The 15,283-nt window shown below is 72.5% G+C and carries 9 protein-coding genes and 1 pseudogene; 5 read left to right on the top strand and 5 right to left on the bottom strand.

The window, feature by feature from the left end; translation table 11 throughout:
- Positions 1 to 2: 2 nt before the first annotated feature.
- Positions 3 to 1,259 carry an ADP-ribosylglycohydrolase family protein gene (locus H0H10_RS11840; RefSeq protein ID WP_188180859.1) on the bottom strand — a complete coding sequence of 419 codons (1,257 nt, stop codon included), beginning with the start codon at positions 1,257 to 1,259 and terminating at the stop codon, positions 3 to 5.
- 608 nt (positions 1,260 to 1,867) lie between these two features.
- Positions 1,868 to 2,869, bottom strand: a pseudogene (locus H0H10_RS41215) (ADP-ribosylglycohydrolase family protein); the annotation flags it as partial.
- A 258-nt stretch (positions 2,870 to 3,127) separates the two neighbouring features.
- Between H0H10_RS41215 and H0H10_RS11830 the strand changes: the two are divergent.
- From H0H10_RS11830 to H0H10_RS11820, 3 genes are all read left to right on the top strand, one after another.
- Entirely contained in the window at positions 3,128 to 3,859 is a 732-nt protein-coding gene (locus H0H10_RS11830; protein WP_188180858.1) for a VIT1/CCC1 transporter family protein, read from the top strand.
- A 371-nt stretch (positions 3,860 to 4,230) separates the two neighbouring features.
- On the top strand, positions 4,231 to 8,829 hold the full coding sequence (gltB, locus tag H0H10_RS11825; protein WP_188180857.1) for a glutamate synthase large subunit: 4,599 nt from the start codon (positions 4,231 to 4,233) through the stop codon (positions 8,827 to 8,829).
- Positions 8,822 to 10,285: a glutamate synthase subunit beta gene (locus H0H10_RS11820; RefSeq protein WP_188180856.1), complete on the top strand. Its 1,464-nt coding sequence runs from the start codon at positions 8,822 to 8,824 to the stop codon at positions 10,283 to 10,285. Before gltB ends, H0H10_RS11820 begins: the two co-directional genes overlap by 8 nt.
- Positions 10,286 to 10,390: 105 nt before the next feature.
- Here the strand turns inward: H0H10_RS11820 and H0H10_RS11815 are convergent, their stop codons facing one another.
- Together H0H10_RS11815 and H0H10_RS11810 are read right to left on the bottom strand one after the other, a co-directional pair.
- Entirely contained in the window at positions 10,391 to 11,293 is a 903-nt protein-coding gene (locus H0H10_RS11815) for a chitosanase (RefSeq protein WP_188180855.1), read from the bottom strand.
- Complete coding sequence (locus tag H0H10_RS11810; RefSeq protein WP_188180854.1) at positions 11,290 to 12,219, bottom strand: rhomboid family intramembrane serine protease; 930 nt, start codon at positions 12,217 to 12,219, stop codon at positions 11,290 to 11,292. The genes H0H10_RS11815 and H0H10_RS11810 overlap by 4 nt, the downstream gene beginning before the upstream one ends.
- A 159-nt stretch (positions 12,220 to 12,378) precedes the next feature.
- Between H0H10_RS11810 and H0H10_RS11805 the strand changes: the two genes are divergently transcribed.
- A complete protein-coding gene (locus tag H0H10_RS11805) occupies positions 12,379 to 13,104 on the top strand; it encodes a vWA domain-containing protein (RefSeq protein WP_188180853.1) in 726 nt (241 codons plus the stop codon).
- A gap of 72 nt (positions 13,105 to 13,176) precedes the next feature.
- On the opposite strand, the gene H0H10_RS11800 is transcribed toward H0H10_RS11805, so the two are convergent.
- Positions 13,177 to 13,659: a MarR family winged helix-turn-helix transcriptional regulator gene (locus H0H10_RS11800; protein WP_188180852.1), complete on the bottom strand. Its 483-nt coding sequence runs from the start codon at positions 13,657 to 13,659 to the stop codon at positions 13,177 to 13,179.
- 132 nt (positions 13,660 to 13,791) lie between these two features.
- On the opposite strand from H0H10_RS11800, the gene H0H10_RS11795 reads away from it, so the two are divergent.
- Positions 13,792 to 15,231, top strand: a complete 1,440-nt coding sequence (locus H0H10_RS11795; protein ID WP_309141774.1) for an MFS transporter — start codon at positions 13,792 to 13,794, stop codon at positions 15,229 to 15,231.
- Positions 15,232 to 15,283 lie beyond the last annotated feature (52 nt).

The following is a 15,283-nucleotide window of genomic DNA, read 5'->3' as shown; positions in this document are numbered from 1 at the left end:
CATCATCCTCCTGGCCGGGACGGTTGCGTGGCTTGCAGGAGCCCGGCGAGTTCCACCAGGTCCGTGCCGGTGAGCCGGGGCAGTACGCAGCCGGGGAGCGTGCGGCAGGCGTCCCGCCAGGACGCGGGGACCGACGCGCCGCCGCCGAGCGCGCCGGTGAGGGCGCCCGCCAGCGCCGGAGCGGAGTCCGCGACCCGGGACAGACAGGCCGCGGCCGGCACCGCCTCGGCGAGCCGGCCGCGGGCGGCGGTGGCGAGGGCGAGGGCGACCGGGACCGTCTCGGCGGCGGCGATGCCGTAGCTGTAGACGTGGTCGACGATCTGGTGCTCCAGCAGCGGGCCGAGAGCGAAGGCGCTGTCGGCCCGCGCCGCCAGTGCCAGCGCCTGCCGGGCGTTGCGGCCGATCTCGGTCTCGCCGGGCAGCTCGGCGAGCGCGGCTGTCACGCAGGCGTCCACGTCCGCACCGTCGAGGGCGCGGGCCAGCGCCGCCGCCATGGCCCGGGCGCCGTGCACGCCGTCGCCGTCCTGGGTGTAGCGGGCGTCGAACTCGGCGAGGTCGGCGGCGCCCCGCGGGTCGCCGCGGTGGGCGACGGCGAGGACGCAGGCCCGCACGCAGGCCGCGTCGTCGAAGTAGTGCGGATTGTCGTGGCCGGTGGCGGGCGGGCGCAGGCCGGTGGCGAGGTTGCCGAGCCCGGCCCGGACGGAGATCCGGGCGCGCAGGGGCAGCACCGCCGACTCGACCTCGGGGGCGCGTTCGGCCGCCGCGGCCACTTCGCTGGCGACGGCGTTCCAGGTGAGGTCGATGGCGGCGCGGGTCCGGCGTTCCCGGCTCAGGTCCCCGAGCGCTTCGTCGTCCCCGGCCCGCAGCAGGGCCTCCGCGGCGAACGCCGCCCATTCGGCGTCGTCGGACGGGCCGAGGCGCAGCGGCTCCGGGGGCTGGTTCAGGGCGATGGGCACGGGGAGCGTGGTGGTCGCGTTCTGCTCGGCGAAGGTGTCCAGTTCGCGGGTGAGGCGCCGGGTCCATTCCGGCATCCGGGCGGCCCGGTGGCGGGCGGCCGGCCAGCCGGCGGCGTCGCCCGCGGCCAGCCCGAGGAGCAGCCCCTCGATCCGGTCGGACGGCGCCGCTTCCCGCGCCGGGGAGACGCACTCGGGGCCGGGCCGCTGACCGCTCCCGGCGGCCACGGGATGCTTCGGCGCGCCGGGCGGCGCGGCGTACGCCGTGGTCACCGGCTCCTCGCCCGGGGGACGGGTCCTGCTCATGGCCGCACCTCCGCCACCTCGTCGTCCCCTGCGGGTCCGGCTTCCGGCGCGACCGCGGCTCCCCGCCCCCCGCCGTCGCGCCGTCCGGGGTTGCCGTCTGCTGCGTTGCCGCCGTGCCGTCCGGGCGAGCCGCCAGGTACGTGACTGCCGTGCTCACCGAGGCTGCCGTCTGCTTCGTCGCTGTGGTGCCTGCCGGGGGAGCCGTCCGGTGGGTGACTTTCGTGCCGTCCGGGCGAGCTGTCCGCTGCGTGAGTGTCGTGCTTGTCGGGGGCGCTGTCCGGTGCGTCACCGTCACGCCTGCCGGGGGCGCCGTCCGTGGCATGACTGTGGCACCTGCCGAGGGAGCCGTCCGGTGGGTGACTGTCGTGCCTGCCGGGGGAGCCCGCCGGTGCGAGACTGTCGTGTCGTCCGGCGCTGCCGCCCGGTACGAGGCCCTTGGGCCGGCCGCCGGACGGTAGCGGGCCGGTGTGCCGCAGTGGACCGCCGCCCCGTACGGGGCCGTCACCCCGTGCGGGGCCGCCGCGCCGTCCGGGGGCGCCGGTGCCCGCCGGGCGGTCGTCGCGCAGGAGGGCCCGGCCCAGGGTGCTCCGCGTGGTCTGCCGTGTCGCCCTCCCGCCGTCCGGTGTCAGCAGGTCCGCCACCTCCAGGACGTGGTGTCCGGCCATCGCCGGCAGGCAGGTTCCGCGGGCCGGGCCGATCGCCGCCGCCCAGTCCGGCGGGATGGCGGAGGCGCCCCGCGTCGCCCCGGCCAGGGCGCCCGCCACCGCCGCCGTCGTGTCGGCGTCACGGCCCATGTTCACGGCCGTCAGGACGGCGTCCGTGAAGTCGCCGTCGGCCGCCGCGTACGCGCCGAAGGCGAGAGCCACGGCCTCGGGGGCAAGGTCGGTCCAGGGGTAGCCGCCGATGACCACCGCCGAGCGGACGGCACGTTCGCCACGGTGGGCCGCCGTCATCGCCCGGCGCAGACAACGTGCCGTCCAGGAGTCGTCCGGGACGACGGCCAGGGCGGCGGCCACCACCGCCACGGCCGGCGCCCCGGCCATCGCCGCCGCGACCCCCGCCGCCACCGCCTGGCCGCCGTAGATGCCCTCGCCGTCGTGACTGACCGAACCGTCGATCGCCACCAGCCGGGCCGCCTCGGCGGGACGGCCCGCCGCGAAGACCCCGTAGGGCGCGGCGCGCATGGCCAGGCCGTCGCTCCAGGCGTGGCGGTGCTGGGCGGAGATGGGGGCGGCGAGCCCCCGGCGCAGGTTCTCCAGCGTGCCCCGCTCGCTGAAGCCCGCACCCCGGAACGGGCCCTCCTCCCGGTCCGCGATCCACTCGTGCCAGGCCGCCTCCACATGGGCCGGGGTGAGCGCAGAGCCGTGCCGGGCCAGCAGGAGGCCCGAGAAGATCGCGTACTCGGTGTCGTCGGTGCCGGAGGGGTGCTCGGCCACGTAGCCGGTGATGCGGCCCCAGCGGGCGCGGATCTCGGAGGGCTTCATGTTCTCCGCCGGTGCCCCGAGCGCGTCGCCGACGGCCAGGCCGAGCAGCGCGCCGCGCGCCCGGTCGCGGAGTTCGGCGGCGTGCCCGGGCGCGGGGACCGGGGGAGTGCAGGCGGTCGATGCCATGCGGACTCTCCTTTCGGGGGCGCCCCTGAAGGCGCGGAGCCCTTTGCGGAACTGTCCCCGGTGCGGTGTGTGCCGCAGCCTCACCGGCCCCAGCATCACCCGGTCGACATATGTGCGGCCGCATCCACGAATGAGCGCCAGAAGACAAAAGCGCAGGTAAGCCCAGCCTTTCCTTGCTGGCGCGACGGAAATGCGCGACGTAGATTTGGTGTTGTCGAAAAGTAGAACTCGTCCAAACAAGCTTGCTGGGGGACCCTCATGGCCATCATCGAAACCGAGGCGGCGCTGCACGAGGCGCACCGGGACAACCACACGCACCGGGATGTGAACGGCGGCTGGCTGCGCCCCGCCGTCTTCGGCGCGATGGACGGCCTGGTCTCCAACCTCGCCCTGATGACCGGCGTCGCCGGCGGTACGGCGAGTCAGCACACCGTCGTGCTGAGCGGCCTCGCGGGCCTGGCCGCCGGCGCCTTCTCCATGGCCGCCGGCGAGTACACCTCGGTCGCCTCGCAGCGCGAGCTGGTCGAGGCCGAGCTGGACGTCGAGCGCCGGGAGCTGAAGAAGCACCCGCAGGACGAGGAGGCGGAGCTGGCCGCGCTCTACGAGGCGCGGGGCGTCGAGCCCTCTCTCGCGCGCGAGGTCGCCCGGCAGCTGTCCCGCGACCCCGAGCAGGCCCTGGAGATACACGCCCGTGAGGAGCTGGGCATCGACCCCGGCGACCTGCCCTCGCCGATGGTCGCGGCCGTGTCGTCGTTCGGCTCCTTCGCGCTGGGCGCCCTGCTGCCCGTGCTGCCGTTCCTGCTCGGTGCCGGTGCGCTGTGGCCCGCGGTGCTGCTGGCGCTGGCCGGGCTGTTCCTGTGCGGTGCGGTGGTGGCCAAGGTGACGGCGCGCACCTGGTGGTTCAGCGGACTGCGGCAGCTCGCCCTGGGTGGCGCGGCGGCCGGTGTGACGTACGCCCTGGGCAGTCTGTTCGGAACGGCCGTAGGATGACGGGGGTCGCACTTATGCGTCGGACCGCATAAGTAGCCGTTACTCGCTGGTTTCGAGCGCGTGACCACCGGGCATGAGCCGTAAGCGCTGTGGGCAACGAAGCCCGCCGCGCACGCGTGGAGTGAGCGACGGAGCTCTCTCCGCCCCCTTTTCGGGCCGACGGACACGATCTGTTCGCACGGTCCCCATAGCTTCCACCGCCGGGCGCGGTATCCCCGCCGCCACCCCCCGGTGTCCGCATGTTGGAACGGAGTATCCGGTTCCCGAGAACCGCTCCATCATGTAACCTGCACGAAATTTCGCACCACGCAGAGGGCCAACGTCGTCCCTCGGCACTTGCCACATGCCACATGACGACGACGGGAGAGCCGATGCGTACGCCGCGCCAGCCGTCCCAGCACTCCGCGAATGGCCAGAACTGGTCGTTCATGGATGCTCGCCCTGCTGCGCAGGGTATGTACGACCCCCGCAACGAGCACGACGCCTGCGGCGTCGGCTTCGTCGCCACCCTCACCGGCGAGGCGTCCCACACCCTGGTCGACCAGGCCCTCACCGTGCTGCGCAACCTGGAGCACCGCGGGGCCACCGGCTCCGAGCCCGACTCGGGCGACGGCGCCGGCATCCTCTCCCAGGTGCCCGACGCCTTCTTCCGCGAGGTGGCCGGATTCGAACTGCCCGAGGCGGGCGCCTACGCCGTCGGCATCGCCTTCCTCCCGGGGGACGGCACCGAGGACGCCGTCTCGCGGATCGAGACGATCGCGACCGAGGAGGGCCTGACCGTCCTCGGCTGGCGCGAGGTCCCGGTCGCCCCCGAGCTGCTCGGCGCCACCGCCCGCTCGACCATGCCGGTCTTCCGCCAGATCTTCGTGACGGACGGTGCGTCGCAGGGCATCGCCCTGGACCGCAAGTCCTTCGTGCTGCGCAAGCGCGCCGAGCGCGAGGCCGGCGTCTACTTCCCGTCGCTGTCCGCGCGGACCATCGTCTACAAGGGCATGCTGACCACCGGCCAGCTGGAGCCCTTCTTCCCGGACCTGTCCGACCGCCGCTTCGCCTCCGCGATCGCGCTCGTGCACTCCCGGTTCTCCACGAACACCTTCCCGTCGTGGCCGCTCGCCCACCCGTACCGGTTCGTCGCGCACAACGGCGAGATCAACACGGTCAAGGGCAACCGCAACTGGATGCGCGCCCGCGAGTCCCAGCTGGTCTCCGACCTGTTCGGCTCCGACGGCAGGTCGCTGGAGCGGATCTTCCCGGTCTGCACGCCCGACGCCTCCGACTCCGCCTCCTTCGACGAGGTCCTGGAGCTGCTGCACCTGGGCGGGCGTTCCCTGCCGCACTCCGTGCTGATGATGATCCCGGAGGCGTGGGAGAACCACGACTCCATGGACCCGGCCCGGCGCGCCTTCTACCAGTTCCACTCCACGATGATGGAGCCCTGGGACGGCCCGGCCTGCGTCACCTTCACCGACGGCACCCAGGTCGGCGCGGTCCTCGACCGCAACGGCCTGCGTCCCGGCCGCTACTGGGTCACCGACGACGGCCTCGTCGTCCTCGGCTCCGAGGTCGGCGTCCTCGACATCGACCCCGCGAAGGTCGTCCGCAAGGGCCGCCTCCAGCCCGGCCGCATGTTCCTCGTGGACACCGCCGAGCACCGCATCATCGAGGACGACGAGATCAAGGCGCAGCTCGCCGCCGAGCAGCCCTACGCCGAGTGGCTGGAGGCCGGTGAGATCGAGCTGGGCGACCTGCCCGAGCGCGAGCACATCGTCCACACCCACGCCTCGGTCACCCGCCGCCAGCAGACCTTCGGGTACACCGAGGAGGAGCTGCGCGTCATCCTGGCGCCGATGGCCAAGTCCGGCGCCGAGCCGATCGGCTCGATGGGCACCGACTCGCCCATCGCCGCGCTCTCCGAGCGTCCGCGCCTGCTCTTCGACTACTTCACCCAGCTCTTCGCGCAGGTCACCAACCCGCCGCTGGACGCCATCCGCGAGGAACTGGTCACCTCCCTGCGCAGCTCGCTGGGCCCGCAGGGCAACCTGCTGGACCCGTCGGCCGCGTCCTGCCGCAGCGTCGTCCTGCCCTTCCCGGTCATCGACAACGACGAGCTGGCCAAGCTCATCCACATCAACGCCGACGGCGACATGCCCGGCTTCAAGGCCGCGACCCTGTCCGGCCTGTACCGGGTGCACGGCGGCGGCGACGCGCTGGCCGCCCGCATCGAGGAGATCTGCGCCGAGGCCGACGCCGCCATCGAGAACGGCGCCCGGCTGATCGTCCTGTCCGACCGCCACTCGGACGCCGAGCACGCGCCGATCCCGTCGCTGCTGCTCACCGCGGCCGTCCACCACCACCTCATCCGCACCAAGCAGCGCACCCAGGTGGGCCTGCTGGTCGAGGCCGGCGACGTCCGCGAGGTCCACCACGTCGCCCTGCTCATCGGCTACGGCGCCGCCGCGGTCAACCCCTACCTGGCGATGGAGTCCGTCGAGGACCTGGTCCGCGCGGGCACCTTCCTGCCGGGCATCGAGCCCGAGCAGGCCATCCGCAACCTCATCCACGCCCTCGGCAAGGGCGTGCTGAAGGTCATGTCCAAGATGGGCATCTCGACCGTCGCCTCCTACCGCGGCGCCCAGGTCTTCGAGGCCGTCGGCCTCGACGAGACCTTCGTCGAGAAGTACTTCAACGGCACCGCCACCAAGATCGGCGGCGTCGGCATCGACGTGATCGCCAAGGAGGTCGCCGCCCGCCACGCCAAGGCGTACCCCGCCTCCGGCATCGCCCCGGCGCACCGCGCGCTGGAGATCGGCGGCGAGTACCAGTGGCGCCGCGAGGGCGAGCCGCACCTGTTCGACCCGGAGACGGTCTTCCGCCTCCAGCACTCCACGCGCTCGGGCCGTTACGACATCTTCAAGAAGTACACCGAGCGGGTGAACGAGCAGTCCGAGCGCCTCATGACGCTCCGCGGGCTCTTCGGCTTCAAGTCCGACCGGCAGCCGATCTCCATCGACGAGGTCGAGCCGGTCAGCGAGATCGTCAAGCGCTTCTCCACCGGCGCCATGTCGTACGGCTCCATCTCCAAGGAGGCGCACGAGACCCTCGCCATCGCCATGAACCAGCTCGGCGGCAAGTCCAACACCGGCGAGGGCGGCGAGGACCCGGAGCGCCTGTACGACCCGGCCCGCCGGTCGTCGATCAAGCAGGTTGCCTCCGGCCGCTTCGGCGTCACCAGCGAGTACCTGGTCAACGCGGACGACATCCAGATCAAGATGGCCCAGGGCGCCAAGCCCGGCGAGGGCGGCCAGCTGCCCGGCCACAAGGTGTACCCCTGGGTCGCCAAGACCCGGCACAGCACCCCCGGCGTGGGCCTGATCTCCCCGCCGCCGCACCACGACATCTACTCCATCGAGGACCTGGCCCAGCTGATCCACGACCTGAAGAACGCCAACCCGCAGGCGCGCATTCACGTCAAGCTGGTCTCCGAGGTCGGCGTCGGCACGGTCGCGGCCGGTGTGTCCAAGGCGCACGCCGACGTGGTGCTGATCTCCGGCCACGACGGTGGCACGGGTGCCTCCCCGCTGACGTCCCTCAAGCACGCCGGCGGCCCCTGGGAGCTGGGCCTCGCCGAGACCCAGCAGACCCTGCTGCTCAACGGCCTGCGCGACCGGATCGTCGTCCAGACCGACGGCCAGCTCAAGACCGGCCGTGACGTGGTCATCGCCGCGCTGCTCGGCGCCGAGGAGTTCGGTTTCGCGACCGCGCCGCTCGTCGTCTCCGGCTGCGTCATGATGCGCGTCTGCCACCTGGACACCTGCCCGGTCGGCATCGCCACCCAGAACCCGACCCTGCGGGACCGGTTCTCCGGCAAGGCCGAGTACGTCGTGAACTTTTTCCAGTTCATCGCCGAGGAGGTCCGCGAGATCCTCGCCGAGCTGGGCTTCCGTTCCATCGAGGAGGCCGTCGGCCACGCCGAGGCCCTCGACGTCACCCGCGCCGTGAACCACTGGAAGGCGCAGGGCCTGGACCTGGAGCCGCTGTTCCACGTGCCCGAGCTGCCCGAGGGCGCGGTCCGCCACCAGATCGTCGGCCAGGACCACGGCCTGGAGAAGGCGCTCGACAACGAGCTGATCAAGCTTGCCGCCGACGCCCTCGCCGCGGGCGACGCCACCGAGGCGCAGCCCGTGCGCGCCCAGGTCGCGATCCGCAACATCAACCGCACGGTCGGCACCATGCTCGGCCACGAGGTGACGAAGAAGTTCGGTGGCGCGGGCCTGCCCGACGACACCATCGACATCACCTTCACCGGCTCCGCCGGCCAGTCCTTCGGCGCGTTCGTCCCGCGCGGCGTCACGCTGCGCCTGGAGGGCGACGCCAACGACTACGTCGGCAAGGGCCTGTCCGGCGGCCGGATCGTCGTCCGCCCCGACCGGGGCGCCGACCACCTCGCCGAGTACTCGACCATCGCCGGCAACACCATCGGCTACGGCGCCACCGGCGGCGAGATGTTCCTGCGCGGCAAGGTCGGCGAGCGCTTCTGCGTCCGCAACTCCGGCGCGCTGGTCGTCTCCGAGGGCGTGGGCGACCACGGCTGCGAGTACATGACCGGCGGTCACGCGGTCGTCCTCGGCGAGACCGGGCGCAACTTCGCGGCCGGCATGTCCGGCGGCATCGCGTACGTCATCGACCTCGACCGCGACAACGTCAACGCCGGCAACGTCGGCTCCATCGAGGCGCTGGACGACGCCGACAAGGACTGGCTGCACGACGTGGTGCGCCGCCACGCCGAGGAGACCGGGTCCACGGTCGCCGAGAAGCTGCTCGCCGAGTGGTCCGTCTCCGTGCAGCGCTTCAGCAAGATCATCCCCAGCACGTACAAGGCAGTGCTCGCCGCCAAGGACGCCGCCGAGCGAGCCGGTCTCTCCGAGTCCGAGATCACCGAGAAGATGATGGAGGCGGCGATCAATGGCTGACCCGAAGGGCTTTCTGAACCACGGCCGCGAGGTCGCCAAGTCGCGTCCGGTCGAGGAGCGCGTCAAGGACTGGAACGAGGTCTACGTCCCCGGCTCCCTGCTGCCGATCATCAGCAAGCAGGCCAGCCGCTGCATGGACTGCGGCATCCCGTTCTGCCACAACGGCTGTCCGCTGGGGAACCTGATCCCCGAGTGGAACGACTACGCCTACCGCGAGGACTGGCAGGCCGCCTCCGAGCGCCTGCACGCCACGAACAACTTCCCGGAGTTCACCGGCCGCCTGTGCCCGGCTCCGTGCGAGTCGGCGTGCGTGCTCGGCATCAACCAGCCGCCGGTCACCATCAAGAACGTCGAGGTCTCGATCATCGACAAGGCGTGGGAGACCGGGGACGTCGCCCCGCAGATCCCGGAGCGCCTGTCCGGCAAGACGGTCGCGGTCGTCGGCTCGGGCCCGGCCGGTCTCGCCGCCGCCCAGCAGCTGACCCGGGCCGGCCACACCGTCGCCGTCTACGAGCGCGCGGACCGCGTCGGAGGTCTCCTCCGGTACGGCATCCCCGAGTTCAAGATGGAGAAGCGGCACATCAACCGCCGTATCGAGCAGATGCGCGCGGAGGGCACCCGCTTCCGCACCGGCGTCGAGATCGGCCGCGACGTGAAGGCGACCGACCTGAAGAAGCGGTACGACGCCGTGGTCCTGGCCGTCGGTGCCACCACCGCCCGCGACCTGCCGGTCCCCGGCCGCGAGCTCAAGGGCATCCACCAGGCCATGGAGTACCTGCCGCTGGCCAACAAGGTCCAGGAGGGCGACTACGTCACCTCCCCGATCTCGGCCGAGGGCAAGCACGTCGTCGTCATCGGCGGCGGCGACACCGGCGCCGACTGCGTGGGCACCGCCCACCGCCAGGGCGCGGCCTCCGTCACCCAGCTGGAGATCATGCCCCGGCCGGGCGAGGAGCGGAACCCGGTCTCCCAGCCGTGGCCGACCTTCCCGATGCTGTACAAGGTCACCTCGGCCCACGAGGAGGGCGGCGAGCGGGTCTACTCCGTCTCCACCACCCACTTCGAGGGCGACGAGGACGGCAACGTGCAGTGGCTGCACATGACCGAGGTCGAGTTCGTCGACGGCAAGCTCACGCCGAAGCCGGGCACCGAGCGCAAGATCCCGGCCCAGCTGGTGACCCTGGCCATGGGCTTCACCGGCACCGACCGGGAGAACGGCCTGGTCGAGCAGTTCGGCCTGGAACTCGACGAACGGGGTAACATCGCCCGCGACGCCGACTTCCAGACCAACGTGCCGGGTGTGTTCGTCGCCGGTGACGCCGGCCGCGGGCAGTCGCTCATCGTCTGGGCGATCGCGGAGGGCCGCTCGGCCGCCCGTGGCGCCGACCGGTACCTGACGGGTGCCAGCGACCTGCCGGCGCCGATCCGTCCGACCGACCGCGCCCTGACGGTCTGACGGACGGAACAACCGAAGAACGTCCCGTACAACGGCGTACGGAACACTGATGGCGCCTGCCCCGTCCCCGACCGGACGAAGGGGCAGGCGCCGTCGCATGTCCGCCTACGGCAGCCGGTAGGTGTCCCCGTACATCTCCCACACCAGCGGCGTGTCCAGGTCCAGGTTCCCCGCCCGCAGGAACCGGCGCTGCGCGGTGTCCACGCGGGAGGTGTCGATGCCCGGGCGCTTGGCCCGCATGGCGTCACGGCGGACGTCCAGGAACGCCTCCAGATAGGCCTTCTCGGAACCGCCCTGGCCCGGTGTTTTCGCCTTCTTCATGGCCTGCTCGCGCAGCCCGTAGAAGCCCTCGGCGTCCGTGTCGGGCCCGTGGAAGACCATCGCGTCGAAGTAGACGAACTGGCCCAGTGTGCCGAGGCCGTCCAGCTTGGCGAGGCGGACCGCCGGCTCGAAGTAGACGCGGTCGCGCTCCTGCTCCTGCGCCTTGCGGAACTCCGGCACCTCGGCCTCCGCCTGCCACGCGGCCGTGAAGCCGGGGTCCAGGCCCTCGTGGGAGTCGGTGCCGTCCACCTCGCGCAGGGCGGGCAGGTACGCCGCCAGGCCGTTGTCCGGATGCGCCTTCGTGTAGCGCTCGACCAGCATCAGCAGGTCGTGGGTGCCGGTGCAGAAGCCGATGATGCCCGCCGTGTAGCCGCACCCGTCGCCGAGGTCCTCGATCGTCCCGTACGAGGTGCGCCACCTGGTCGTCGAGTTCTCGGCGCTGGAGACCAGCTGCTGGGCCAGCTCCTTCTTGGCCGGATCGGCGAGCCCCGGCGGCAGATCGGCGATGAGCGCGTCGTCCGCCTCCCGCTCCTGCTCGGCCCGGTCCTTGGCGTCCTCGCGGGAGGACTGGGCGGTGGCCGCGGGCGGCGCGACCGGGGCGTCGGCCGAGTCCGTCGGCATGACGAAGTACACCCCCGTGGCGATCACGGGGACGGCCGCCAGGAGCAGCACACCGGCACGTTTCACTGGGGGATACCTCCACCCGTCAGTTCCGACACCTTGATCGCCGCCGTCACCGCCAGCAGCACCACCAGCCCCGCGCACGCCCCCGCCTGCACGGCCGCCCGGCGCCCGTCCCGGGGCGCGTAGGCGAACGCCAGGGTCACCACGCCGCCCGCCAGCAGCCCGCCGAGGTGGCCCTGCCAGGAGGTCAGCCCGGCGGAGATCAGCAGCCACAGCAGCAGGAACGCCATGAAGCGGTTGACCGGGGCCATGTCGGCGCCGAGGCGGCGGGCGAGGACGTAGTAGGCGGCCCCGAGTCCGAAGATCGCGCCGGACGCGCCGACGGAGGGCTGTCCGGCGTCGGCCAGCAGCAGTTCGAGCACCGAACCGCCGAGCGCGGACAGCAGGTACAGGACGGCGTAGCGGACCCGGCCGAGCATCGGCTCGACGACCCGGCCGAGCTGCCACAGCGCGGCCATGTTCATCACGATGTGCAGGATCCCGAACGTGCCCTCGGTGGGCTCCAGATGGAGGAAGGCGCTCGTGATCAGCCGGTCCCACTCGCCGGCGACGACGCCGTCGGCGTGGAAGCCCGCCGGGTACACGTCCTGGTAGACGTAGAAGCCGCCGTCCGGCCCGACCAGCCTGGCGGTGACCATCGAGAACCGGTCCACGATCTCGGGGCGCACCAGCTCCGCCACGTACGCGAGGACGTTGAGCGCGATCAGGACGTACGTCACCACGGGCGTCGCCGAGACCCGGCCGCCGACGATCGTCCGGGCCTGCCGGACGGACCGCGCCCCCTCCTTCACGCACTCCGGGCAGTGGTGCCCCACGGCCGCCTCGCGCATGCAGTCCGGGCAGATGTACCGGTCGCAGCGGGTGCAGCGGACGTGGCACTCCACCTCGGGATGGCGGTAGCAGGTGGTGACGGTGGACTCGGAATCCACGGCCGGCTCCTCGGGGACGGGGCGGACGGTGAGCCGTTGGGGTCGGCGGCGAACAAAATAGCGAACATCTGTGAGCGGGCTGAGAGGCGGGGGGCCGACGTGCCGTAACCTCGGCAGCCACGGGTGCCCCGCGCCCGGCACACCGAGGGGGAATCACGCATGGCCGCCATCAGTCTCGCCAAGGTGCAGGAGACCGCGCCCGCACTGGTCAGCCTGTACAAGAGCGCCGGGGTGTCGCTGACCAGGCACGGGCTCGACGGGCTGCGGGCAGCGGTGTACCTCGTCGTGGACTACTCCGGGTCGATGAAGCCGTACTACAAGGACGGCAGCGTGCAGGCGCTCGCCGACCGGGTGCTCGGGCTGTCCGCGCACCTCGACGACGACGGCACCGTGCCGGTGGTGTTCTTCTCCACGGACGTCGACGCCGTCACCGAGATCGCGCTCGCCGACCACCAGGGGCGGATCGAGCGGATCGTGGCGGGCCTCGGGCACATGGGCAAGACCAGCTACCACCTGGCCATGGACGCGGTCATCGACCACTACCTGGACAGCGGCGCGCGCCATCCCGCCCTGGTGGTCTTCCAGACCGACGGCGGCCCCGTCAACCGGCTCGCCGCGGAGCGGTATCTGTGCAAGGCGGCGCGGCTTCCGCTGTTCTGGCAGTTCGTCGGCTTCGGCGACCCGGGCAGCCGGCAGTTCGAGTACCTGCGCAAGCTCGACGAACTGGCCGTGCCGGCCAAGCGCATCGTCGACAACGCCGGGTTCTTCCACGCGGGCCGCGACCCGCAGCAGGTGTCCGACGCCGAGCTGTACGACCGCCTGGTGGGGGAGTTCCCCAAGTGGCTGGTGGCCGCACGCGCCCAGGGCATCGTGCGGCAGTCCTGAGCGCCGGCCGCGCGGCGGCCGCGGCCCCGCGCCGGGGGCTCGGTCGTCCGTGTCGCGCGGGCGCGGGAGCGGCTACGACTCCGACAGCCGGGCGGAGGCGCGCTGCTGACGCTCCGTCATGACGGTCAGGAAGCGGATCACGGTCTCCAGCTCCGGCGTGCTGAACTCCTCGCAGGCCGCCGCGACGTCCCGGGCCCAGTCCTCGAAGAACACGGCGAACTCGGCGATCTTTTCCTGGTCGAGCTCGACGAGCACCCGGCGCTTGTCCGTGGGGTGCTTGACCCTGCGGACGAACCCCTTGGCCTCCAGCCGGTCGACGAGGCCGGTGACCGAGGCGGGGGCCAGGCCGGTCAGCTCCGCGAGGTCCTTCGCGGTGAGCGGACCCCGGCGCTCCAGGTAGTCGAGGGTCTTCTCCTCGGTGGCGTTCAGCCCCTGCTTGGCGGCGACCGCGGAGTGGAACATGACCGTGACGGCGCTGTTCGCCCGGCCGGCGGCCATGAGCCGCCGCAGTACCCCGGCCCTCTCGCCGTCCTTCTCCCGGTGCTCGCTGTCCATGGCGGCAGGCTAGCAAATACTTCGTTCGGTCGAACTAAGGACTTGTGATCAGATGCGTCCGGATGCAAGTCTTTCGTTCGACCGAACGAAATAAATCTCGGTGCCACGCCGAGCCACGCCGGAGGAGCGACCGTGTCCACCACCCTGCCCTCGCCGCCGACCCGGGCCGCCGAGCCGTACCCCCGTCGCTGGGCCGCCGCCGCCGTGATGACGACAGCCGCCCTGATGGACCTCCTGGACGTGACGATCGTGAACGTCGCCATCCCGTCCATCGGCCGGGACCTGCACGCCTCCGAGAGCGCGCTGCAGTGGCTGGTCTCCGCCTACCTGCTGGGCTTCGCCGCCACGCTGATCGTCTCCGGCCACCTCGGGGACCGCTTCGGACGCCGGGGCCTGTTCCTCGCCGGAACCGCCGGGTTCGGGCTGGCCAGCCTCGGCTGCGGCATCGCCCAGTCACCCGGGCAACTGATCGCCGCCAGGGCCGTGCAGGGCGTGACGGCCGCGGTGCTCATGCCGCAGGTGCTGGGTTCCTTCCGCACCCTCTTCCAGGGCAAGGAACGCGGGGCCGCCTTCGGGATGTACGGCGCGGTCGCCGGGTTCGCCTCGGCCGTCGGGCTGCTGCTGGGCGGGCTGCTGACGGACGCCGACCTGTTCGGCTGGGGCTGGCGGTCGGTGTTCCTGGTCAACGTGCCGGTCGCCGCACTGACCCTGGTGGCGGCGGTGGTCCTCGTACCGGCGACGAAGGAGCGGTCGGCCGGGCGCCCCGACGTGCTGGGCAGCCTGGTGCTGGCGGCCGGTCTCGTGGCCGTCGTGCTGCCGCTGGTGCAGGGCCAGGAGAACGGCTGGCCCCTGTGGGGCTGGCTGTGCCTCGCCGCCGGGGCGTCGGCGGTCGCCGGGCTCGGCCTGTTCGAGGCGCGCAGGCAGGGCGCCGTGACGGTACCGCTGCTGCCGGTCCGGGCCTTCCGGCTGCCCGCGTTCTCCGTCGGCGTCCTGGTCCAGCTCCTGTTCTCCCTCGGCATGCAGGGCTTCTTCCTGGTCTTCGCCCTCTGGCTGCAGGGCGGCCAGGGCTACACCCCGATGCAGGCCGGTGTGGTCACCGTCGCCTTCTCGGCCGGCGGCTTCCTGACCGCCCCGGCCGCCGACGCCCTCGCGGTGCGCCACGGGCGGCTGGTGCTCGGAGCCGGCGCGCTGATGATGGCGGGCGGCTTCGGCTGGGTGTGGTCGGCGGTCGCCGACTCCGCCGACGCGCACACCGGGGCCTGGCCGCTGGTGCCGGGGCTGGTGATCGCCGGGGCCGGGCTGGGCTTCCTGGTGGTGCCGCTGGTCAACGTGGTGCTGTCGGCGGTGCCGGCCGAGCTGGCCGGCGGGGCGTCCGGGATCTTCTCCACGGCCCAGCAGTTCGGCGGCGCGCTGGGCGCGGCCGTGGTCGGCACCGTCTTCTTCCGCCACACGGCCGACGGGCCGACCGAGGCCCTGGGCGCGGCGATGCCCTGGATCGTCGGCGGCTTCGTGACCTGCGCGGCCCTGTGCGCGGCCCTGCCCCGCCGGGCGGTGAGGGGACACGAGGGCTGAGGCGTGGCTCGGCATGGTCGGCGCCGGGTCAGGACACTTCAGCCCGTCCGGC

It is taken from the genome of Streptomyces griseicoloratus (assembly GCF_014534645.1).
In the GTDB taxonomy this organism is placed as follows: Bacteria; Actinomycetota; Actinomycetes; order Streptomycetales; family Streptomycetaceae; genus Streptomyces; species Streptomyces griseicoloratus.
Note: the sequence above shows the minus strand (reverse complement) of the source record. Positions and strands in the feature narration are given on the sequence as shown.